Origin of the sequence: Paenarthrobacter sp. TE4293, from assembly GCF_050435325.1 — a bacterium.
In the GTDB taxonomy this organism is placed as follows: Bacteria; Actinomycetota; Actinomycetes; order Actinomycetales; family Micrococcaceae; genus Arthrobacter; species Arthrobacter nitroguajacolicus_C.
In genome coordinates, this window is the sequence record NZ_JBNJRY010000012.1 from 57,315 (window position 1) to 78,613 (window position 21,299).

The window sequence follows — 21,299 nt, forward strand, 5'->3', positions numbered from 1 at the left end:
TCACTCTTCGCCGTCCATTTGACCCCAGCATTCCGCATGTTTGTTGCGGGCGCGTTGCAAGGGGATGAGCGATGTGTGACGGCTATTGGGGAGCAGCTAAAAGGTCATTCTTCGAAGTTCGCTGTGAGCCTTTGGTCCCCGGCAACTTTGGCGATGATGCCGGCGGCCACGGTCCTGAGCTTGACGTTTCGATGGCTCGAGGCCTTGGCGAGGATTTGGAAGGCTGCGTCACGACTGCACCTGTTCTCGGCCATGATGATTCCCACGGCAGTATCGATGGTCGCGCGGGACTCCAACGCGGCCGTGAGGTTGTCGCGTGCGTCCCGCAGTTGTGCCATTTTCACTGCGAGGTGAAGCGCCTTGGCTCCAGTGTCCGTAATCCGCTCAGCGGCCATGATGTCTTTTTCCGAGAAGCCGTGCCGGCGTGTGGAGTAGAGGTTCACCACGGCCTCCGCGGTCCTGTTCAGTTCCATGGGCAGGGCCAAGATGGAGCCGACATTGGTTGCGGCGGCAGCTTTCATGTAATCCGGCCAACGCTGCTCAGCACAAACGTCAGGGACATGGGAAATGGTCCGGGTCCGGAGGGCCGTGAGGCATGGTCCATCGTCAAAACTATTCTGAATTTCGTCAAGTCTTCGGGCGAGGGAATCACTTTCCGCTACAGCCACCGGCTTTTTTTGCCGAATGACCGTCACGCCGCAAGCAATGGTATTGCCGTCCTTGGTCAGTTTGGTTGCGGTATGCAAGCGAAGTCTTCAAGAAACTCGCGCATATCCGCGTTGCCCACCAAAAGATCCTGAAGTCGCACCAAAAAATCAGTCAAGTCGGCTTCGGCCTGTTTTTGAGCTGATGGGGCTGTGTTGTGCTGGGCCACGGGGCCTCGCTTCATGCAATGCCGGAGTCAATGCAACTCCAACTGGGCGGCAGTGCGCTCGTAATCGCGCAAAGCCCGAATATCAACCCCGGTCCCGTCAGCACCCGAAATCTCTTACTTGTGACACTACGCCGTTGCCCATCAACATGACAGGGCAGAGGGCCGTGATGGGATGGACTCAAATGGACCCAAGCCGACAAACGGAGGAATCCCATGCCCCATGCAGTCACCCTCATTCGCTCCGACCGGCTCAGTTCGGTCGCCGAGTACGCGTATGCGGCGACCGCCCCCGCTGAAGCCCGGTTGATCTTCCTGGCCGGATCCTGTCCCCTGAACGAGGACGGGACCACCGCGGGCATCGGGGACTACAAAGCCCAAGCGGAAAAGGCCATCGAAAACATGCGCCTGGCGTTGGAAGCCGCAGGAGCAGGAATCGGAGACGTCATATCCACCCGCGTCCTGGTTGCGTCGACCCAGCAGACCGACCTCGTCACCGCTTGGAACGTGGTGCGTGCCGCCTTCGCCGATCATGACGTCCCGAGCACACTCATGGGCGTCACCGTCCTGGGGTACGACCACCAGCTTGTGGAGATTGAAGCCATCGCCGCCGTCATGGACTGACCCGCCAAGGACGGATCTGCAACGATGTAGTCCAACAGGACAAAAGGAGCACTTTGATGGCCGTCACCATGAACGACGTCGCGCGGGTTGCCGGGGTCTCGTTGAAGACGGTTTCCAACGTGATCAACAATTACGAGTTCATCCGGCCCACCACCAAACAGCGTGTCCTTGATGCCATCGATGAGCTCGGTTATGAAACCAACCTGACAGCCCGCAGCCTCCGCTCAGGCAAGACGAATATGCTTGGACTGGTCCTGGCCGACCTGTCCATCCCGTACTACGCCGAGTTGGCGTCGGATGTCATGAAATCGGCGTGGGACCGGGGTTACCGCGTCCTCGTGGAACAGTCCGGGAATGTCCCCGAGCATGAAAAGGCGGCGCTCCAAGGCCAGTTCCGCACCCTCACGGACGGTCTCCTTTTCATACCCCTCGGCCTTGACGCAGAACAGATTATTGCCGGCGCCGGCAAGAAGCCGCTGGTCCTCCTGGGCGAATACGTGCAGGACCCACGGCTGGACATGGTCCTCATCCAAAACTACAAAGCTGCCGCCGCGGTCACCACGCACCTGCTGACGGGTGGCCGCCGTCGTATAGCTGTCTTGGGCGCGCACGACGGCGACACAACCGGCAGTAACGGCCTGCGCCTTGAGGGGTACAAGGCTGCGCTCGCTGACGCCGGGGTGCCTTACGATCCTGCCTTGGTGGTTGGGTGCGATTGGCGGCGCGACGGCGGCGCTGACGCCATCACGCGGTTGCTGAACAGTGCGGTGGAATTTGATGCTGTTTTCGGACTCAACGACGCGCTCGCCTTGGGTGCGCTTCACGAGCTGCTGGTACGTGGCAAGAAGGTCCCCGGGGAGATCGCTGTAGCCGGTTTTGATGACATCGATGAGGCGAGGTTTGCCTCGCCGTCGCTGACCACCGTGGCGCCGGGGCGTGCGGAAATCGCGGAGCGCGCCGTCGAACTCCTCATCGATCGGATTGAGGGAAGGACCGCCGCGCACAAAGTGCAGCAGCCGGAGGCGGCATTTGAGCTGCGGGTCAGGCAGTCGGCGCCGTAGGCCGTTAGGGTTTGAGGAATGAACGTGATCCCCGCTGAAGTTGTTACCCCTGCCGTCCTGATCGACGTCGACGTCCTGGACCGGAACATCGAACGCATGGCAGCAAGCATGCTCAGCAGGGGACTTAAGCTTCGACCCCATGTGAAGACGCACAAAACGTTGGAGATCGCGCGGCGGCAGCTGTCGGCCGGCGCCGTGGGGATCACTGTTGCCACTATCGGCGAGGCTGAGGTCTTCGCGGCGGACGGCGTGAAGGACATCTTCATCGCTTACCCGCTTTGGGTGGAGGCCCACCACGCTGACCGGCTGCGGGACTTGGCGTCCACGGCCCGCATCGCCGTTGGCGTGGATTCCGCTGAAAGTGCGACGGCGATGGGTCGCAGGCTCGGTGCGGATGCCGGCAGCATTGAGGTGCTGATCGAGGTGGACAGTGGTCATCACCGCAGCGGCGTTCTACCGGACGAGGTGGTGGACGTCGCCCAGGCAGCGGCCGCCGCCGGGTTGTTGGTGTCCGGCGTTTTCACGTTCCCCGGCCACAGCTACAAGCCTGGAATGCCCACGGGGGCGGCGAGCAACGAAAATGAGGCACTTGGCTTGGCTGCGACGGCGCTGTCCGAGGCGGGCTTCGAGGTGACCACCATCAGCGGGGGATCTACGCCGACAGCCCTGATTGACAGCGAAACGGTGGCCACGGAGCTTCGTCCCGGTGTCTATGTGTTTGGCGATGCCCAGCAGTTGGAACTTGAACGGTGCGCGTGGGACGACATCGCGCTGACTGTCGCGGCCACCGTCGTCAGCAGGCACGAGGCTGCAGGAGGCAACGTCCGCCGCGTGGTGGTGGACTCCGGCAGCAAAATCCTGGGCAGCGACCGCCCGGATTGGGCCACCGGATACGCACGGCTTCCCGAATACCCCGAAGCTAGGGTCACTGCGCTGTCTGAGCACCACGCCACGGTTGTGTGGCCGGACTCGTCCGAACTTCCGGCGCTTGGCACCCGGCTCCGGGTGATCCCCAACCACGTGTGCCTGACCATGAACCTCGTGGATGAGGTCACGGTGGTACGCGATGGTGCCGTGGTGGACCATTGGGCTGTGGCGGCGCGCGGGCGCAACAACTAGCCGCGGCCGACTCAGCCAGCCAGGTGCTGGCTGAGTAGCCACGTGCCACGGTTTGTTCTCCGGCGACGGGGAAACGCCCGCCACGGCATAAAGTTGGTGCGGCGCTGTTTGAGGCAGCTCAGCTCACTGGAGGGGTGCCAGAGGAGTCACGGAAAACGGTACTGCCAGGAGGGGGCTCACCTCCTTCATGAAATCCTTGACGTGGCGTTCTTCGTTATGGGCGGCGAGGTCCTCGTCACGCGACCACCCTTCGAAGAGAACGAACGTACCGGGCCGCTGAGCGTCAGAAAATACGGTGTACTCCAGACACCCAGCATCTTTGCGGCTTTGCGTTTGCAGTGCGCGCAAGGCTTCTTGAAGAGCCTTTTCGTGCCCTGCTTCAGCGACGAAAACCGGCATGAGCCAGACTTCGCCAGTTCCTTGGCGGTCAGTTCCATTGCGGTCAGTGGGACGATGTGTCATTTGTATTCCTCAGGGTTTCGGGAGGGGCGTTTCCTGGACGCCCCTCCCGGACAGGATCAAGCGGTAATTTGCGGGACCTCGACCCATGATTCTTTTGCCGCGGACTCGACAATGGCGTCGTCGATGAGTGCGACTTGGTAACCATCTGCGAAGTTGGGGCTTACGCTCCCTCCTTCTGCAATGGCCTTGAAGAAGTCGTGCGCCTCAATGATTTTTGTTTCGCCGTACCCAATACCGAGCGCAGGAATGGGCCAGAGTCCTTCTCCGTAGGGATGTGCCGGGCCGGTGTAGATGGTCCGGAATCCGCGGCGGTCGGCCTGATCGGAGGCAAAGCAGACCTGCAGTTCATCACGTCGTTCGTAGTTGAAGACGATGCTGCCCTCGGTTCCGTGGATCTCGAAGGTAATGTAGTTGTTCCGGCCGTGGGCATTGCGGGTCGCTTCAATGGAACCCACTGCGCCGTTGGCGAAGCGGATCATGGTCATGACCTCGTCATCAACATCAACCTCGCCCTTGGGACCTTCCCCGCCCCGTACGGTGCCGAGTGCATCCGCTCCGCCCGTCTGCAGCGGCCGCTCAGGGATCCACGTGGAGAGAAGGGCATTCACTGCGCTGAACTCGCCGACGAGGTACCGGGCCATATCGATGACATGGGTTGCGATGTCGCCGAGGGCGCCTGAGCCCGCGATGGACTTCTGGAATCGCCAGGACAGGGGGGAATTGGGGTCGGCACTCCAGTCCTGGAGATAGGTTCCCCGGAAGCTTAGAATGCGTCCGATGGCCCCCTCTTCGATGTACTTCTTGGCCAATGCGACGGCGGGGGTCCTGCGGTAGTTGAAAGCGACCATGTGGACGATGTTCTTGTCCTTGACCGCGTCGTACATGGCTTTGGATTCATCCCCTGTACGTGCGAGGGGCTTTTCGCAGATGATGTGCTTGCCCGCTTCTGCGGCGGCGATGGCGATTTCGGCGTGGAGATGGTTGGGCGTTGCAATGTCGACGACGTGGATGTCTGGGTCATCGATGATGCTGCGCCAGTCTGAGGTGGAGTTTTCGAAGCCGAAGCGACGGGCCGCCTCGGCTGCCAAATCCGGGTTTGCCTCTGCGATGACCTTGCGGACCGGGAGAGCAGGGGCTGGCCAGAAGAACATGGGCATGGCGGCGTAAGCGAGGGAGTGGGCTTTGCCCATGAAGCCTCCACCGATGAGGCCGACGTTGAGGTTCTGCATGTGGATTGGTTCCTTTCGGAAAGCGGGAGTCGCCGAGGCCGGCTGTCCCTTGCGCTGTAGAGGGTTAGAGGATTCTTTCGAGATACTTCTTGCTGATTTCGGCAGCTGCCCGCGGATCGCCGTCGTAGCCGTCAAGCTCGACCATGAGCCAACTGTCGTATCCGCTTTCCCGGATCGCGGCGATGATGTCCGGGAAGTCGAGTTCGCCCTGGCCGAGGGGAAGGAAGTTGAACGGGTCCTGCTGAAAGTCCTTGAGGTGGACGTGCCGGATCCTGTCCGGGTACTTACGGATGACCGCGGCTGGGTCGGCTCCGCCGGCAGCAAGGTGGGCCGTGTCAGGGCAGAAGCCTATCCGTGTGAGCGGCATGAGCTTGTCAAGCTCGTCGGGGCTTTCCACGATGGTGCTCAGATGCGGGTGGTAGCTCGCTGACAGCCCGAAGCTTTCAGCAATGTCCGTTACGCTGTCCAACGCATGACCGAGGCGGCGGTAGTCTTCGTCGGTGGTGCCGGCCGCTCGACGGGCCCCACCACCAACTACCAACCGCTCTGCTCCGAATTTCGCGGCCAATTCCGCGGCCCTGTGGATACGATGCATTTCGTCCGGAAGGATGTCAGCGTAGATAAAATTGGCCCCGGTGTAGACGCTTGTCAGGGAGACTCCGGAGGTCCTCAGGAGTTCTGTGAGTTCCTGGGGCCTCTCCGCGTACGCCGCAAGATTTCCGTCGAACATTTCAACACCTTCGTAGCCGACGGAGGCTATGTCCCGGACGGCGTCGTGCATGGATCCGGGGGTCAGGTAGAAGAGGTCCTTGACGCTCGTCACTCCTTGGGGATGGCCGACGACGCCGCCCCAGGTGATGGAACAGTAACCTAGCTTCATTGTTTGTGCCTTTCGACTAAGGATGGCGGTTCTAGTAGTGCGTGGAAATCGTCAACGCTGGGCACATCAACCCAAGACTGCTGCGCAGAAGAGGTGATGACTGCCTCTGTCAGGAGGGCGGCGCGAAGTCCATCCCGGAAGGTGGGAAGGCCCTCCCGCTCATGTCCGTCGACCGTGGCGTATACGTCTGCGACGAAGGCATTGAAGCTGTCCTGGTATCCCTGTGGGTGGCCGGGGGGAAGCTTGGCGTATCGTCTGCCTCCGGGAGTAGTGAGGGTATGTTGCCCGACAGAGATGTCAGAAGTGGAATCTGCGCGGCCTACACGCAGGGTGTCCGGCTGCTCTTGGTTGAAGCTGAAAGATGCTTCGGTTCCGTCAAAGGAGAACCACAGGCGGTTTTTTCGGCCTGGGCTGACTTGGCTGACTATCAGCGATCCGGTGGCTCCTTGGTCGGTTTCGAAGAGGAGCGCTGCCCCGTCCTCGGTGGCAACGGAGGCCAATTGCCCGTCAGTTTCGCGTTGGTCGTACGCCCGGCTGGTCTTGGCCGCAAGCCTGGTCAGCCTGTGTCCGGTGGTGAATTCCAGCAGGTCACACCAGTGCACGCCAATGTCGCCGAACGCCCGCGATGCTCCTCCGCGCGCCGTATCGACGCGCCAGTTCGTGGCTTCTGCGTCAGCCAGCCAGTCCTGCAAGTAAGAGCCGTGCAACATCCAGAGACGTCCGGCCTCACCGCGGGCGATGCGGTCACGCGCTTCCCGGACGGCCGGATAAAACCTGTAAACGAAGGGTACGGCTGCGACCACACCAGTGCCATCGACCAGATCCGTCAATTCGCGGGCGTCCTCGACGCTGGTAGCGAGTGGCTTCTCGCAGACAACCGCTTTTCCGGCGGCGATGGCCTTCCGAGCCAGGTCTGCGTGGGTGGCGTTCGGGGTGCAAATGTGAACGACATCCACGTCGTCCCGCCATATCAGTGCCTCCGGCGACTCGGCAGCGTTTCGGGCGCCAAGGTTGGCGGCGGCCGCCTCCGCGGATGCCCGACTGCTTCCGGCGACCGCAGTGACTTCACCTCCTGTTGCCCGGACGGCGTGTGCGTGGACGGAGCCCATGAACCCTGTGCCGATGATTCCGGCACGCAATCCAGGTGTCGTCACGTCTCACTTCTTCCTGGCGAGTGCGACGGCGAGGATGATAATTGCGCCGCGAACCACCTGCTGCTGGCTGCTGTCGAGCCCAGCCAGGATGAGTCCGTTGTTGATCAGCCCGATCAGGAGTGCCCCGAAAAGAGTCCCGACGATTGAGCCGAATCCGCCAAAGAGGCTGGTTCCACCCAGGATGACGGCGGCGATGGCGGAGAGTTCGTCGCCCGCTCCCCATTGGAATCGGCCTGACTGAAGGCGGCCTGCGTACAGCATGCCGGCGACGCTGGCCACCATGCCGGAAATCAGGAGCACCTGGAATTTGATGCGCTTGGTGTTGATGCCGGTGAAGTCTGCCGCGTTGCGGTTGCCGCCTGTGGCAAGGACCTGGCGGCCGAAACGGGTGCGGTTCAGCACAACGGCGCCGATGGCAACAAAGATGGCGCTCCAGACGACCAAACCAGGTATGGGACCGATATTCCCCGAACCAAACACCACGTTGAAGGTGTCGTCAAGAATCGGCTGGGGCGCCGAGGCCGTAATCCATTGGGCCACACCAACTGCTATGCCCAGCATGCCCAGGGTCACCAAAAAGGAGGGGATTCCGAGGAGGCTGACCAAGGCGCCGTTGACTGACCCGACCACGAGCCCGACAGCGAGGCCGGCAAGGATGCCGGGGACCAGGCCCCATTGGGAGAGTGCCATGGCGGTGCACACACTGGAGAGGCCGGCAACGGATCCGACGCTGAGGTCGATTTCCGCACAAGCGATCACGTATGTCATACCTACTGCGATGACGGTGATGGTGGCTGTTTGACGGAAGATGTTCAGCAGGTTGTTCGGCGACAGGAAGCCCTGGTCGCGAAGTAGTACGGCAAAGAAGAGGAAGACGACGACGAAACCGATGTAAATGACGTAGCGTCGCCAGTCGAGTTCTTTGAGAATGGTGCCGAAATTGCGGGGTGCCGCGGCCTCCCGAGGGGCGATGATGTTTGCCTTGCTCACTGTTCAGACTCCCTGGACTGCAAGTTGTAGATATTCCTCGTCAGCGATCTCGCCGCGGGGGATGTCACGGATGATGGAGCCGTCCTTGAGGACGAGCACGCGGTCACTGACCGCGAGTAGTTCGGGGTACTCGGAGGAGATGACAATGACGGCTTTGCCGGCACTGGCCAATTCACGGATCATGCCCAAAATTTCGCTTTTGGTGCCGATGTCAACGCCGGCCGTTGGCTCGTCCAAAATCAGGATGTCCGGATCGGTGCCCAGCCACTTGGCGATGACCACCTTCTGCTGGTTTCCGCCCGAGAGCAGCCGAACCGGCCTGCGGGGATGGGCTGCCTTTACCGCGAATCTCCCGATCAACGACGAGGCCAATTTCTTGCCTTTGGCGCTGTCCAGGAGGGGGCCGCGCTGAATTTGTCCAAGAAGCGGCAGCAGCAGGTTGTCCTGCACCGAGTGCTCCAGGACCAGGCCTTGGGCCCTGCGGTCCTCCGGGATAAGGGCGATGCCAGCGTTGATGGCCTGCTGTGGAGTTGCCAGACTCACCTTTCTGCCACGAAGGAGGACGTCACCGCTGTCTACTCTGTCAATGCCGAAGAGGGCACGTGCGAGCTCAGTGCGTCCGCTGCCCATGAGGCCTGCCAGGCCGAGGATTTCGCCGGGCTGGAGTGCGAAGGAGACGTCGCGGACCCGGTGGCCGGCATTCAACCCCCGGACTTCCAGCAAGGGGGCTTCATCGTGGGCTGTATGGCTCCGGGCCTGGTAGGTGAGTTGGCCTTCAATCTTCTTTCCCACGATGCCCTCCACGATCTGCTCGCGGGTGATGTTGGTGAGCGGCTCGGTGAGGAGGTGGCTTCCGTCGCGAAGGATGGTGATGCGGTCTGCGAGCCTGTAGACCTCGTCCATACGATGGGAGATGTAGATGATTGAAATGCCTCGTTGTTTAAGGCGGTCGATCAGTTCAAAAAGTGCTTCGGACTCGTGCCGGGCCAAACTGGCTGTCGGTTCGTCCATAATCAGCACTGTGGCATTCTGCGCGAGGGCTTTGGCGATTTCGGTCAGCTGCCAGTAAGCGGTACCGAGCCGTGAGACTTCGGCGCGGGGGTCGACGTCGACCTCCATCTCGGAAAAGACCTCTTTGGCCCGCCGTGCAGCGGCGCGGTCGTCGATGAGTCCGCCCGCGCCGAGTGGTTCAGCCGCGAGGAAGATGTTCTGCGCAACGGTCAGGCTCGGTACGAGGCTGAATTCCTGGAAGACCATGCCGATCCCTGCGTCCTTTGCGTCCTGGATCGAATGGATGGAGGCAGTTTTGCCCCCGACGAGGATCTCGCCGGCGTCTGCTTGGTAGACGCCTTGAAGGATCTTCATGAGCGTGGACTTTCCGGCGCCGTTACCGCCTGCCAGCGCATGGACCTCACCGCGGCGAACGTCGAAGCTGACATCCTTCAGAACGGAAACGCCATTGAAGCCCTTCGAAATCGAGCGCATCTCGATGACATTGTCTGGGGTGTTCATTGTTGCCCTTTCGGTGCGGTACGGGGGGAGTGACCCACCCCGTACCGTCGGGGTCTGGCTACCGCTTGTAGGACTCTTGGATGTCCTTGGGGGCGTCCTCGTGGTAGACCTGCTTCCAGGCTTCCAGGACGTTGGAGTGGTCAACCGGGAGAGCACTCAGGGCCACGTAGGCCGGCGCTTCCTTGCCGATGAGGGCGCCCGCGGCCAGCCGTGCTTCTGTGACGCCCTGATCGAAGGGGACCTGGGCGCCGAGGCCGACGACCAGTTCATCCTTAGCCAAGGCAATGGCAACGTTTTTGCCGAGGTCCTCTGTGGCAATTTTCAAATCCAGCCGGCCGGCCGCGCGGGCTGCAGCCATGACACCTTCCGCCGGGACGTCCCAGACTGCCCAGATGCCGGAGAGATCGGGATACTTGCTGATCATGGCATTGGCGGCAGCCTGGGCGTCTCCAGCGAAGTCGGGGCCGGCGATGCCCTTTTCTTCCACTATCTGAATGTCCGGGTATTCCTTGGTGATGGTGTCCTTGAATCCTTCATGGCGTTGCTTGGTCACAAAGAAGTCGGCTTGGTGGAAGACAAGACCGATCTTTCCCTTGCCACCCAGCGCCTTGGCCATCTGGTGGGCGGACACGACACCGTTGCCGTAGTTGTCGGCAGAGACGACGGAAACGTAGTCCTGTCCGGCGGTCAATCCTTGGGGAACGTTGTCCATGAAGACGAGCTTGGTCCCGGCAGCCGCTGCCTTCTTGTAGGCGGAGGCCGTAGCCACAGGATCTGTGGGGATGGACACGATGATGTCCGGGTCCTGTGTCATGACTGTTTCGAGGTCCGAGACCTGCTTGTCCGGTTTGAAGTTCGCATCCGTTGTGGCGATGACCTTGATGCCCAGTTTCTCGAATTCATTTTTGAGACCGTTGACCTGGGCTGTGGCCCAGTCATTGCCGCCGTAGTGCATCACGACAGCTGCTGTGGCGTTCAGCCCCCTGATCTTCTCGATCTCTTCGGGCGTCAGGTCTGAAGCTGACGCCGGGGAAGGCGATTCGCCATTAGGGCCCTTGCTCAGGACCTGTCCGGTTACCTTGTCCAGGGCCTGTTGAGCCTTTTCGGAGACACCGGCGTCAGGAACGTTGGACGTGGCCGGCGTCGAACTGCTGCAGGAAACTGCGGAGAGTGACAGGACTGCTGCCACGGCCATGAGGGGAAGCCTGCGGATCATCATTGTTCTCCAGTGCTTTGAGGTGATGGGTGGTGGGGAAGGGCTAGGCGAGGGCAATGGCCAGCGCCGGAGGAATCGGCGACAGGACGAGGCCGCCGACGGCCGAGGCCGAACGGATGGCGCGGGCCTTGTCTGAAGCCAGCAGAAGCGCGTGAAGATGCTCCTTGCGGACGAAGAAGCCCAAGGAACACGGCCCGTGGTGGGTTCGAACCCAGTTCACTGCCTCGACTGCTGCTTTGGTCATGTCTCCGTCAGCTTCGGCAGCCGGGTAGTCCATAGTGGACACCGACGCTGCTCCGCCCGATTCGTCAGAGGTGATGACCAGGGCGGCCCACAGGAGATTGTCTGCGAAGATGCCAACGACTCCAGAGGAGCCGGCGGTGACGAAGGTTCGGACAGCCACGGCGAGATCATCGACTGCTTCGTCCGTGAGGAGCAATGCCAGATTTGCCCATTGCTCCCGATGGATCGTTCCCAAGGCGAAACGGGGATCGAGCGCAAATGCATCTGCGACGGTGTCAGGCATTTCCGCTCCTTCCTCATTGAATGCTCGGGCCCGTAAACGCTAACGGATGTACCGTAAACGTTTACGGCCAAAATCGTAAACGTTTACGGAGTTGCGTGTCAAGCCTCACAAAAGGCCCAAGGAGCGGCACTGCGTCGGACCGCCTCGACATAGGATTGGGATGCGTACCGTAACGACACAGGTGTTGGCATGTGCGGCGCGAGACAGGAGAGAGCATGGCAGGCGCTGTAATCCCGCGCGGAGCGAAAGATCGGTCTTCGAGCGCCTCCTTGCGCCGGAAGCCGACCATCAACGACGTGGCCCAAATGGCCGGCGTGTCTTTCGGAACTGTCTCACGGGTTCTCAACGATGCACCCGATGTCAGCGACGCAACCCGTCAGCGGGTTTTGCAGGTCATCAAGGACATCGGCTACCGACGGAACAGGGCGGCGACAGCCTTGGTCACCAGCAGGTCGACCTCGATAGGGATTCTTTCCGACGGCTCCCCGCGGTTCGGTCCTGTCGGGACACTCATGGCCCTGGAGAGCGTGGCCCGGAAGAAGGGGTACGCCACCACCGTCATCAGCGTCGACCAACCCTACGCCGAGTCTGTCCAGCCCGCGCTGGACACCCTCGATGACGTTGGAGTCGGCGGCATCATTGTCATCGCGCCCGTGGTCGACATGGCGGCAGCCGTCTGGAAGGCCTCCTGCCGCGTGCCGGTGGAGATGATCGCCGCTGGAGCATCCTCAACCCCGGACGTCTTTACCTACTCGGAGAACCAGGAGTTGGGAGCACGCCTTGCCACACAACATCTCATTGAGTTGGGCCACACAGATATCGCCCACATCGCCGGCTCCATGGACTGGTTCGATGGGCGGGTGCGAAAGCGTGGCTGGGAAGCTGCGCTTCGGGACGCGGGGCTTTCACCGGGGCTCTGCCTCGAGGGCGACTGGAGCCCCCGTTGGGCCTTCGAAACCGGCCTTAAGCTGATCCGCGAGAAGAAGATCCCCCAAGCGATCTTCGCGGCAAGCGACCACACGGCCCTCGGACTTATACGTGCCTTCGCCGAAAACGGGGTCCGCGTTCCAGACGACGTGAGCATTGTCGGCTTCGATGACATCGAAGGCTCAGACTATTTCCTTCCGCCCCTGACAACGGTGCGCCAGGACTTCACCGCGCTGGCGCTCATGAGCATGGAAGTGCTTATCGGAGCGATGGAGGGGCGCGAAGTGGACCGTGCTCCGACCGCGCCGACGCTTGTTGTGCGCAACAGTGCCGCCCGCGCCAACCGCCTCAAGAAGCCGTAACCACGCGACGCATGATGGCTCGGCCACCAGCAGCGGTGGCAGCCCGGAGTCAGCCCAACGCCGGAACCCTCTCGAACACGGTGTGGAACTCCCGGTCGTGGTAAACCAGCGGAGCGGAGCCGGAGAGATTGGACCGGATATCCACCACCGTTGCCGCCAGCAGGACAGAGCCGCCCAGTGGTGCCCGATGGACGATTTCACAGCGCAGCGCCCATCCGGCGTCCCTGAGCAGGGGCTCGCCTGTAGGCAGCAGTTCCCAGTCCATGTCACCGGTGAAGCGTGGGGCGGCGGGGTTGGCGAACGTCCGGACGAGTTCGACCTGGTCGGCTCCGGCGAGGTGCACCATTACCGTCTGCGCGGCAGCAATGTGGGAAGCTGATCGGCCGCCGGTGACGGAGAAGGCAAGCGTCGGCGGATCCACCGCTACCGATGCCACCGACGATGCAGTGAGTCCCACCGGTCCCTCCAGCCCCGCCGCCGTGATGATGGCGACGCCCGCCGGATGCGAGCGGAACGCCGTCCTGAAGAGCTCGCCGATTGGCTCGGATGGCAGAGGCTTGTGCTGGGTCATTCAGTCACCTTCGTGGGGCAGGGCGGGACGGCGCCGCTTCGCAGGCGCACACGTGTTTGATGCTAGGACCTCAACTTAAGTTGAGGTCAATTCGGCGCAATTCGACCCCCCGTTGAGACGATTTGGAAACGTAGCCGAAACTTCCGCTCCCTACGCTGGTCACAACTGTCACCGTCGTGCCCACGTACAAGGAGATTCGATGCATCTTTTGCCCCGCGAGCAGGAGAAACTCATGATCGTGGTGGCCGCCGACCTGGCGCGCCGCCGCCAGGCGCGGGGACTGAAACTGAACTACCCCGAGGCCGTGGCAATCATCAGCTACGAACTCATCGAAGGTGCCCGTGACGGCAGGACTGTTGCTGATCTCATGAGCTACGGAACCACCTTGCTCCGCCGCGAAGACGTGATGGAGGGCGTGCCGGAAATGATCCACGACGTCCAGATTGAAGCCACCTTCCCTGACGGCACCAAGCTCGTCACCGTCCACCACCCCATCCGTTAGGAGCCCCCATGATCCCCGGTGAATTTAGGCTTCAACCCGGTTCCATCGCCTGCAACAGCGGTCGCGAGGCGATCGCCGTCGACGTGGTGAACCGCGGTGACCGGCCCGTGCAGATCGGCTCGCACTACCATTTTGCCGAGGCGAACCACGCCCTGGAATTCGACCGTGATGCCGCTTACGGCCGCCGCCTGGATATCCCCGCCGGCACCGCCGCGCGGTTTGAGCCGGGGGACAGGAAGACGGTCCAGTTGATTGAGCTCGCGGGTGCGAGGGAGGTCTTCGGCCTCAGCAACGCTGTCAATGGAACGCTCGACGGCGGGTCCCGCCTCGACGGGGCGGCCCACCAGGATGCCGCTGCAGAAGGAGACGCCAAGTGAGCTTCGACATTCCGCGCCGCCAATACGCCGAGCTGTACGGTCCAACGACCGGCGACGCCATCCGCCTGGCCGACACCGAACTGTTCCTGGAGATCGAGAAGGACTACACGGTTTACGGCGAAGAAGTAGTGTTCGGCGGCGGAAAAGTGATCCGCGACGGCATGGGCCAGAACGGTCGGTTGACGCGCTCGGAAGACATCCCTGACACCGTGATCACCAACGTCATCGTGCTGGACTACACCGGTATCTACAAGGCGGACGTTGCCCTCAAAGACGGGCACATCTTCAAAATCGGCAAAGCCGGCAACCCGCAGATTGCCGACGGCGTGGACATCGTGATCGGCGCCAGCACTGAAATTATCGCCGGCGAACGGAAGATCCTCACCGCCGGCGGCATCGACACCCACATCCACTTCATCTCCCCGGAGCAGGTCCCCACGGCACTGTGCAGCGGAGTCACTACCATGGTGGGCGGCGGCACAGGACCCGCCGAAGGAACCAAAGCCACCACCATCACGCCCGGCGCCTGGCACATCTCGCGAATGCTGCAGGCCGCCGAGGGGCTGCCCGTTAACATCGGCCTGTTCGGAAAGGGCCACGCGTCCGCCGTCGAGCCCCTCGCGGAGCAGATCCGCGCAGGTGCGGTGGGACTGAAAGTGCACGAGGACTGGGGCTCAACCACATCGTCCATCGACATGTCCTTGCGCGTTGCCGATGAATACGACGTTCAAGTGGCCATTCACACCGACACCCTCAACGAGTGCGGCTTCGTTGAAGACACTATCCGGGCGATCGACGGCCGCGTCATCCATACCTTCCACACCGAAGGCGCCGGCGGTGGGCACGCCCCGGACATCATCAAGATCGCCGGCCTGCCCAATGTGCTTCCGGCGTCCACCAACCCCACGCTGCCCTACACCAAAAACACCATCGAAGAGCACCTGGACATGCTCATGGTCTGCCACCACCTCAACCCCGACATCCCGGAAGACGTGGCCTTCGCAGACTCCCGCATCCGCGCCGAAACCATCGCCGCCGAGGACGTCCTCCACGACCTGGGGATCTTCGCGATCACCTCCTCCGACTCCCAGGCCATGGGCCGTGTGGGCGAAGTAGTGACCCGGACGTGGCAGGTAGCGGACGCCATGAAACGCCAGCGTGGTGTGCTGAAAGACCCGACCGGTGCTGCCCACGGATCCGACGGATCGGATAACTTCCGACTCAAGCGCTACGTGGCCAAATACACCATCAACGCGGCCATCGCCCAAGGCATGGCAGACGTCATCGGCTCCGTGGAAGAGGGCAAATTCGCGGACCTGGTCCTCTGGGATCCCGCGTTCTTCGGCGTGAAACCCGAGCTCGTCATCAAAGGCGGCCAGATCGCCTATGCGCTCATGGGCGACGCCAACGCCTCCATCCCCACGCCCCAGCCCCGCACCATGCGGCCCATGTTTGCCACGTACGGCCAAGCCCTCCAGCAGACGTCCATCACGTTCCTGTCCAAAGCCGCCATCGACGCCGGAGTGCCCGCCGAACTCGGCCTCCAACGCATCATCAAACCCGTCTCCGGTATCCGCAACCTCACCAAAGCGGACCTCAAATACAACGGCGAAACCCCCGACATCGCCGTCGACCCCGAAACCTACAAAGTGACGGTCGACGGCGACGAAGTCACCTCCCAGCCCTCCGACGTGCTGCCCATGGCGCAGCGCTACTTCCTCTTCTAGGAGCCGGCATGATCATCGAAGAAATCCTGGGCAACCTGCACGAACACCCCAATGCCTACGCAGGCCACCACCAAGAAAAAGTCGTGCTCCCCAGCGCCCTGCTCGTCAAACGCATCCAACGCGTCACCACAGACCACGGCAAGGAACTCGGCATCCGCCTCCCCACTGGAACCGGCGACCTCCGCGACGGCGACATCCTCGCCGTCGACGATGCCAACGTCATCGTCATCTCCGTGCTGCCCACCGACGTCCTCGTCATTGGGCCGCGGAGCATCCACGAAATGGGGGTCGTAGCGCATTCCCTCGGCAACCGGCATCTGCAGGCACAGTTCTTCGACGCTTCCTCCGAATATGGGGCCGACGTCATGGTTTGCCAGTATGACCACACGGTCGAAGACTATTTGAAGAGCGTTGGCGTCCCCTACGACCGGCAAGAGCGGGTCATGCCGGTGCCGTTCCGCCATGCTGAGCATTCGCACTAATACAGCGGTCATGCTGCCGTCCGTGGGTGACCGTGGCTGGGGCGCCGCTCCGGATTTTGGGCCGTGCCCGTCCCCAGCCGCTCCCAACCTTCGCAAGCTCAGGTCGGGGCCCTCGCGGCAGTGGGTCCCCCGCGTGGCCCGCCACACCGCGGCCCAAAAATCCGGCGCGGCTCCGGCTCTTCGCCTCACCTTTCGGAGCGACTCATGACCTCATATCAGCTTGCTCTTCAACAGTTGACCGACTCTGCGTTGCCTACGGGGGCATTTGCTCATTCTTTGGGGTTTGAGAGCTACATCGAGCGTGGGTTGGTTGGTGATGAGGGGTCGTTTGGAAATTGGCTTCGCGCCTTTATCGGCCAGCAACTGACGTATTCCGATGGGTTGGCTTTGCGGTTTTTGTATGAGGGGGTGGACGTTGGGTTGTTGGATTCTGTTCTTTCCGGGCAGTTGTTGGCACGGGAAGTGCGGGAGGCGTCTTTGAAAATGGGGGGACGGCTGTTGGAGATCGGTGGGGAGGTGTTTCCCTCGGGGGAGTTGGAGGCGTATCGGGGGCTTGTGCGTGACGGGTTGGCCTCAGGGCATCAGCCCTTGGCTTTTGGTGTCATTGCGCGGTCGCTGGGGGTTCCCTTCGAGGCGGCGCTTTCGGCCTACTTGTTCGCCACCGTTACTTCGCTGACCCAGAACGCCGTACGTGCCATACCGCTCGGGCAGAACGCCGGGCAGCGGGTGCTCCGCCACGCGCACGACGCCGTTGCTGCCGCCGTCGAGGATATAGCACAACTGTGCTGGGACGACTTTGGGGCCGTCAGCCCCGGACTTGAAATTTCACAAATGCGGCACGAACGGCAACGCGCCCGCATGTTCATGAGCTAGCTAGTGCAAAGGACAGAAGACATGTCAGAACCCATCAAAATCGGCGTCGGCGGACCCGTCGGAGCAGGCAAAACGCAGCTCGTGGAACGCATTACCCGCCACATGAGCGGCGACATCTCCATGGCCGCCATCACCAACGACATCTACACCATCGAAGACGCCAAAATCCTCGCCGCCAACGGCATCCTCCCCGAAGACCGCATCATCGGCGTCGAAACCGGTGGCTGCCCCCACACCGCCATCCGCGAAGACACCTCCATGAATACCGCCGCCATCGAAGAACTCAAAGCCCGGCACCCCGACCTCAAGGTCATCTTCGTCGAATCCGGCGGTGACAACCTCTCCGCCACCTTCAGCCCCGAGCTCGTCGACTTCTCCATCTACATCATCGACGTCGCACAAGGCGAAAAAATCCCCCGCAAAGCCGGCCAAGGGATGATCAAATCGGACCTCTTCATCATCAACAAGACCGACCTGGCACCCCATGTCGGAGCGGACCTCGCCATCATGGAGAGGGATTCCAAGGAATTCCGCGGAAACAAGCCGTTCTGCTTTACGAACCTGAAGACCGACGAAGGGTTGGACGCCGTCCTTAACTGGATCCGGCGGGACGTCCTGATGCTCGACTTGGCGTCATGAGGACGGCCGCCACCGCTTCGGCTGGGATAAGGAGCCGTGCCCGCTTCGCGGTGCCCACCACGCCGCGGCCCCTTATCCCAGCCTCCGCTGACCAAGGCCAAGGAGTGGGACCAGAGCCCAGCTCTGCGTTGGCTGTCGGGGAGCGGCCGGTGCGGGGGCGGTTGGAGCTTGGCGTTGGTGTGCGCGGGGGTAGGTCTGTTGCTTTGCGGCAGTTTCATGAGGGCGCTTTGCGGGTGCTCCGGCCCCATTACTTGGATGAGAGCGGCCAGGTTTGTTATGTCATGGTCAATCCTGGCGGGGCGTACCTGGGGGCCGATCTGTTTCTTATTGAGGTGGAGGTTGAGGCCGGGGCCGGGCTGCTGTTGACGACGCAGTCGGCTACCAAGGTTTACCGCACGCCGGGGTCGTTCGCTGAGCAACGCATGCAGGTCCGGTTGGGGGAGGGCTCACGATTGGAACTGATGCCGGACCAGCTTATTGCGTATCGGGAGGCGAGCTACCGGCAGAATACGCGCATGAGCCTCCACCCGACGTCGAGCCTTGTCATGGCTGAGGTCATCACGCCGGGGTGGTCGCCGGACGGGGCATCCTTCAAGTACGAGGAAGTGCGGCTGCGGAATGAGATCCATGTCCACGCCGGCGAAGGCGGGAAACTGCTGGCACTCGACAACCTGCTGATCAGGCCACCGTTGGGGGACGTGACCGGGATGGGGTTCATGGAAGGTTTCAGCCATCTGGGGTCGTTGCTGGTGGTTGACCGCCGGGTGGATCAGGCGCTCGCCGATGAACTGCACGGGATAACCCGGGATTTTGACGCGTACACGGGTGTTTCCTTGACGGCGGCTATTGCCGGGACTGCCGGGCTTGTGTTGCGATCGTTGTCGAACAGCACTGAGGAACTCACTGCATTGCTGGGTGTTTGCGCCGGCGTTCTCCGTGAACGTTGGTACGGGCAGGGACCCTTGAACCTGAGGAAGTATTAATGACTGCGCTGACCGAGTTCGCCACCATGTATCGGGAGCGGGAGATGTTGTCCCTGCGGACCCGCCTGCTGTTCACGTTCGGTGCCGTCGCCGCATTGCACATTGCCGCCGTCGTGCTCTTGTTGGTTGGCGCAGCGGGTGCCGCGCAGCCGCTGGCGCTGGGCTTGGTGGTCACTGCGTATGTCGCCGGCATCAAGCACAGTTACGACTGGGACCATATCGCCGCGATCGACAATTCGACCCGCAAGTTCGTTGCCCAGCAGAAGGACCCCGTCAGTGTCGGGTTTGCCTTCAGCCTGGGCCACAGTTCCGTGGTAATCCTGGCGGGGTTGCTGGTGGTGGCTGGTGCCACGCTGATCGGGCAGTTCATGGAGGACGGCACCACGGGCAACAAGGTGCTGGGGTTGATCGGCAGTGGCGTTTCCGGACTGTTCCTGATGGTGATGGGCTTGTTCAATGGTGCAGCGTTCGTTCGTGCCACGCAGGTGTACCGGAAGGTGCAGGCAGGCGGCGAAGCGCGGCAGGAGGACCTGGAAGCGACCGGGCTTGTTGCCCGTTTACTGGCCAAACCGCTGTCCAAGGTGCAGCGTCCGCGGAACATTTACGTCATCGGCTTCCTGTTCGGGCTCGGATTCGACACCGCCACCACCATCGGGCTGCTGGTCATCACCACGACGGCGTCACTCGCCGGCGTTTCGCCGCTCGCCTTGATGGCCCTGCCGCTCGCGTTCACGGCCGCCATGACCCTGTGCGATTCGGTCAATGGCGTGGCCATGATGAAAATGTACACATCAGCCATCCACAACCCGCAGCGCAAGCTTGGTTTCAACGCCGTCATCACGGGTATTTCAGCTGTCTCGGCGCTGTTCATCGCCGTCATCACGTTGGGTGGATTCGTGAACGCTGCCTTTGAGCTGCAGGACCCCCTGACGACATGGCTCGGCAGCATCGACCTCGGTGACGCGGGCCTGATCCTGGTGGGCCTGTTTGTGCTGGCGTGGGCTGTGTCTGCGGTGCGTCACCGGACCGCCGACAGCAGGACCTAGGACGCTGCTACCGCGTTGAACAGTTGGTTCGTGTCCACGCCAACGTCCGGGGCATCCAACACGTTCGTCAGGAACACGACGCAGCGGTCCTGTTCCGGGAACATCCACCACTCCGTCCCGGACCAGCCGGGGTGGCCGTAAATCCCCTTGGCCAGCAGTTCGGATTCGTTGGCTGGCAGCTGGAAGCCGAGCCCGGTGTGGCGCAGTGGAGCAGGGCGGGTGGTGATATGCGAAACCTCCGTGGTGCGGGGCCGGCGCATCGCTGCCAGGGTTGCCGGACGGACTGCCTTACCCGAATCCCGCAGCAGCTCCGATCCCAGGTTGAGCAGGTCCGCAGCCGTCCCGAAAAGCCCTGCACCGGGATGCCGGTTCCTGTACATGGCCTGCACATCGAGGCCCGCCGTCCCGGTGCCGTGGACCGTATGCGGGTTGCATGCTGCATCGAAGGTGAGTGAGCCGGCGCCGGTGTCCCCAGCCAGGGAAAGCAGCTGGTCTTCGAACGTCCGGCCGTCGGCCCACTCGGCCATGGCGGCGGCACCTTCGAAGGCGATGTTGCAGTACTGGACCAACGATCCCGCGTAGAAAGCCTGTCCCGCTGAGGTAAGGGCCTCGCGGAGGGGAGTGCCGGCGTCGAGCGCTGGGTCCGCAATCCCGGAGCGGTGGCTGAGCAATTGCTCCAGCGTCACGGTATCGGTGCGGCCCGCGCCGAAGCCGGGCACGGCCGCGCCAAGGGACTCGCCCAGTGACAACGTTCCACGCTCGACCTGCCGCATCACGGTCAAGGCGGTGATGGGTTTGGTGACGGAAAAGAGGGCGAAGTGGTCCTCGACGGTTGCTTGCCGGCCGTCGTCGGTCCCGAAGGCCACCACGTCCTCGATGCCCTGGCTTGACGCGATTCCCAGCACGGCCACCGGAACGCGCCCCAGGTCTACCTGCTTGCGGGCCCAATCTGCCGAGGGTCCTGTTTCCACCATGGTTGCTCCACACTCTCGCTCGAAGTCCTTGGGTCGAATCTATCGCGGACCCCCGAAGCGGGGGGCGTGGCGGTTAATGACAAGTCATATGACAAATATCATCAATTGCATGACTAACTTGTAGATAGCGGTCCGTAATTCACGTAGCCTGAACACGTCGTTGCGCAGTGAAGGGGTGCCTGGTTTCGATGC

24 protein-coding genes are annotated in these 21,299 nt (G+C 62.1%); 12 read left to right on the forward strand and 12 right to left on the reverse strand.

Translation table 11 applies throughout. The features are described 5' to 3' along the window. Positions 1-104: 104 nt before the first annotated feature. A complete protein-coding gene (locus tag QF015_RS20335; protein ID WP_429390608.1) occupies positions 105-695 on the reverse strand; it encodes an ANTAR domain-containing protein in 591 nt (196 codons plus the stop codon). Positions 696-724: 29 nt separating this feature from the next. Next, complete coding sequence (locus QF015_RS20340; RefSeq protein ID WP_429390609.1) at positions 725-874, reverse strand: hypothetical protein; 150 nt, start codon at positions 872-874, stop codon at positions 725-727. A gap of 213 nt (positions 875-1,087) precedes the next feature. On the opposite strand from QF015_RS20340, the gene QF015_RS20345 reads away from it, so the two are divergent. Genes QF015_RS20345 through QF015_RS20355 form a run of 3 tightly spaced genes read left to right on the forward strand, consistent with a single transcriptional unit; the run spans position 1,088 to position 3,675 of the window. Beyond that, entirely contained in the window at positions 1,088-1,495 is a 408-nt protein-coding gene (locus tag QF015_RS20345) for a RidA family protein (RefSeq protein ID WP_310203864.1), read from the forward strand. A 56-nt stretch (positions 1,496-1,551) separates the two neighbouring features. Further along, positions 1,552-2,556 (forward strand): LacI family DNA-binding transcriptional regulator, encoded by a 1,005-nt coding sequence (locus tag QF015_RS20350; protein ID WP_310203860.1) that lies wholly within the window; start codon positions 1,552-1,554, stop codon positions 2,554-2,556. An 18-nt stretch (positions 2,557-2,574) separates the two neighbouring features. Further along, positions 2,575-3,675 carry a D-TA family PLP-dependent enzyme gene (locus QF015_RS20355; protein WP_310203857.1) on the forward strand — a complete coding sequence of 367 codons (1,101 nt, stop codon included), beginning with the start codon at positions 2,575-2,577 and terminating at the stop codon, positions 3,673-3,675. Between the two features lie 123 nt (positions 3,676-3,798). Here QF015_RS20355 and QF015_RS20360 read toward each other — a convergent pair whose 3' ends face one another. The 8 genes from QF015_RS20360 to QF015_RS20395 all read right to left on the reverse strand — a co-directional run bounded on the left by QF015_RS20360 (position 3,799) and on the right by QF015_RS20395 (position 11,644). Continuing rightward, positions 3,799-4,137, reverse strand: coding sequence for a putative quinol monooxygenase (locus tag QF015_RS20360; RefSeq protein ID WP_429390566.1), 339 nt, complete (start codon positions 4,135-4,137; stop codon positions 3,799-3,801). A 56-nt stretch (positions 4,138-4,193) separates the two neighbouring features. After that, complete coding sequence (locus QF015_RS20365) at positions 4,194-5,366, reverse strand: Gfo/Idh/MocA family protein (RefSeq protein ID WP_429390567.1); 1,173 nt, start codon at positions 5,364-5,366, stop codon at positions 4,194-4,196. A 64-nt stretch (positions 5,367-5,430) separates the two neighbouring features. Next, positions 5,431-6,246, reverse strand: coding sequence for a sugar phosphate isomerase/epimerase family protein (locus tag QF015_RS20370; protein WP_310203847.1), 816 nt, complete (start codon positions 6,244-6,246; stop codon positions 5,431-5,433). Beyond that, positions 6,243-7,400 (reverse strand): Gfo/Idh/MocA family protein, encoded by a 1,158-nt coding sequence (locus tag QF015_RS20375; RefSeq protein WP_429390568.1) that lies wholly within the window; start codon positions 7,398-7,400, stop codon positions 6,243-6,245. The genes QF015_RS20370 and QF015_RS20375 overlap by 4 nt, the downstream gene beginning before the upstream one ends. 3 nt (positions 7,401-7,403) lie before the next feature. Continuing rightward, complete coding sequence (locus tag QF015_RS20380) at positions 7,404-8,390, reverse strand: ABC transporter permease (protein ID WP_310203840.1); 987 nt, start codon at positions 8,388-8,390, stop codon at positions 7,404-7,406. A gap of 3 nt (positions 8,391-8,393) precedes the next feature. Continuing rightward, on the reverse strand, positions 8,394-9,902 hold the full coding sequence (locus tag QF015_RS20385; protein ID WP_429390569.1) for a sugar ABC transporter ATP-binding protein: 1,509 nt from the start codon (positions 9,900-9,902) through the stop codon (positions 8,394-8,396). A 58-nt stretch (positions 9,903-9,960) separates the two neighbouring features. Next, on the reverse strand, positions 9,961-11,121 hold the full coding sequence (locus QF015_RS20390; RefSeq protein WP_310203833.1) for a substrate-binding domain-containing protein: 1,161 nt from the start codon (positions 11,119-11,121) through the stop codon (positions 9,961-9,963). Positions 11,122-11,161: 40 nt separating this feature from the next. Further along, positions 11,162-11,644 (reverse strand): hypothetical protein, encoded by a 483-nt coding sequence (locus QF015_RS20395; RefSeq protein WP_429390570.1) that lies wholly within the window; start codon positions 11,642-11,644, stop codon positions 11,162-11,164. A gap of 215 nt (positions 11,645-11,859) precedes the next feature. Between QF015_RS20395 and QF015_RS20400 the strand changes: the two genes are divergently transcribed. Continuing rightward, the gene (locus tag QF015_RS20400; RefSeq protein WP_310203827.1) at positions 11,860-12,933 is read left to right on the forward strand and encodes a LacI family DNA-binding transcriptional regulator; all 1,074 of its coding nucleotides are present in this window, start codon (positions 11,860-11,862) and stop codon (positions 12,931-12,933) included. A gap of 49 nt (positions 12,934-12,982) precedes the next feature. On the opposite strand, the gene QF015_RS20405 is transcribed toward QF015_RS20400, so the two are convergent. Beyond that, a complete protein-coding gene (locus tag QF015_RS20405) occupies positions 12,983-13,504 on the reverse strand; it encodes a flavin reductase family protein (protein WP_429390571.1) in 522 nt (173 codons plus the stop codon). Positions 13,505-13,703: 199 nt separating this feature from the next. On the opposite strand from QF015_RS20405, the gene QF015_RS20410 reads away from it, so the two are divergent. The 8 genes from QF015_RS20410 to QF015_RS20445 all read left to right on the forward strand — a co-directional run bounded on the left by QF015_RS20410 (position 13,704) and on the right by QF015_RS20445 (position 20,133). Then, the gene (locus QF015_RS20410) at positions 13,704-14,006 is read left to right on the forward strand and encodes an urease subunit gamma (protein WP_089593256.1); all 303 of its coding nucleotides are present in this window, start codon (positions 13,704-13,706) and stop codon (positions 14,004-14,006) included. An 8-nt stretch (positions 14,007-14,014) separates the two neighbouring features. Further along, entirely contained in the window at positions 14,015-14,383 is a 369-nt protein-coding gene (locus QF015_RS20415; protein ID WP_429390572.1) for an urease subunit beta, read from the forward strand. Continuing rightward, the gene (gene ureC / locus QF015_RS20420; protein WP_429390573.1) at positions 14,380-16,110 is read left to right on the forward strand and encodes an urease subunit alpha; all 1,731 of its coding nucleotides are present in this window, start codon (positions 14,380-14,382) and stop codon (positions 16,108-16,110) included. Before QF015_RS20415 ends, ureC begins: the two co-directional genes overlap by 4 nt. A gap of 8 nt (positions 16,111-16,118) precedes the next feature. After that, complete coding sequence (ureE, locus tag QF015_RS20425; RefSeq protein WP_429390574.1) at positions 16,119-16,592, forward strand: urease accessory protein UreE; 474 nt, start codon at positions 16,119-16,121, stop codon at positions 16,590-16,592. A gap of 204 nt (positions 16,593-16,796) precedes the next feature. Beyond that, positions 16,797-17,465, forward strand: coding sequence for an urease accessory protein UreF (locus tag QF015_RS20430; RefSeq protein WP_429390575.1), 669 nt, complete (start codon positions 16,797-16,799; stop codon positions 17,463-17,465). Positions 17,466-17,486: 21 nt separating this feature from the next. Further along, complete coding sequence (ureG, locus tag QF015_RS20435) at positions 17,487-18,104, forward strand: urease accessory protein UreG (protein ID WP_429390576.1); 618 nt, start codon at positions 17,487-17,489, stop codon at positions 18,102-18,104. Between the two features lie 149 nt (positions 18,105-18,253). Beyond that, entirely contained in the window at positions 18,254-19,087 is an 834-nt protein-coding gene (locus tag QF015_RS20440; protein ID WP_397336742.1) for an urease accessory protein UreD, read from the forward strand. Next, complete coding sequence (locus tag QF015_RS20445) at positions 19,087-20,133, forward strand: HoxN/HupN/NixA family nickel/cobalt transporter (RefSeq protein ID WP_429390577.1); 1,047 nt, start codon at positions 19,087-19,089, stop codon at positions 20,131-20,133. Before QF015_RS20440 ends, QF015_RS20445 begins: the two co-directional genes overlap by 1 nt. Here the strand turns inward: QF015_RS20445 and QF015_RS20450 are convergent. Beyond that, positions 20,130-21,107: a serine hydrolase domain-containing protein gene (locus QF015_RS20450; protein WP_429390578.1), complete on the reverse strand. Its 978-nt coding sequence runs from the start codon at positions 21,105-21,107 to the stop codon at positions 20,130-20,132. The genes QF015_RS20445 and QF015_RS20450 overlap by 4 nt on opposite strands. Positions 21,108-21,299: the final 192 nt, after the last annotated feature.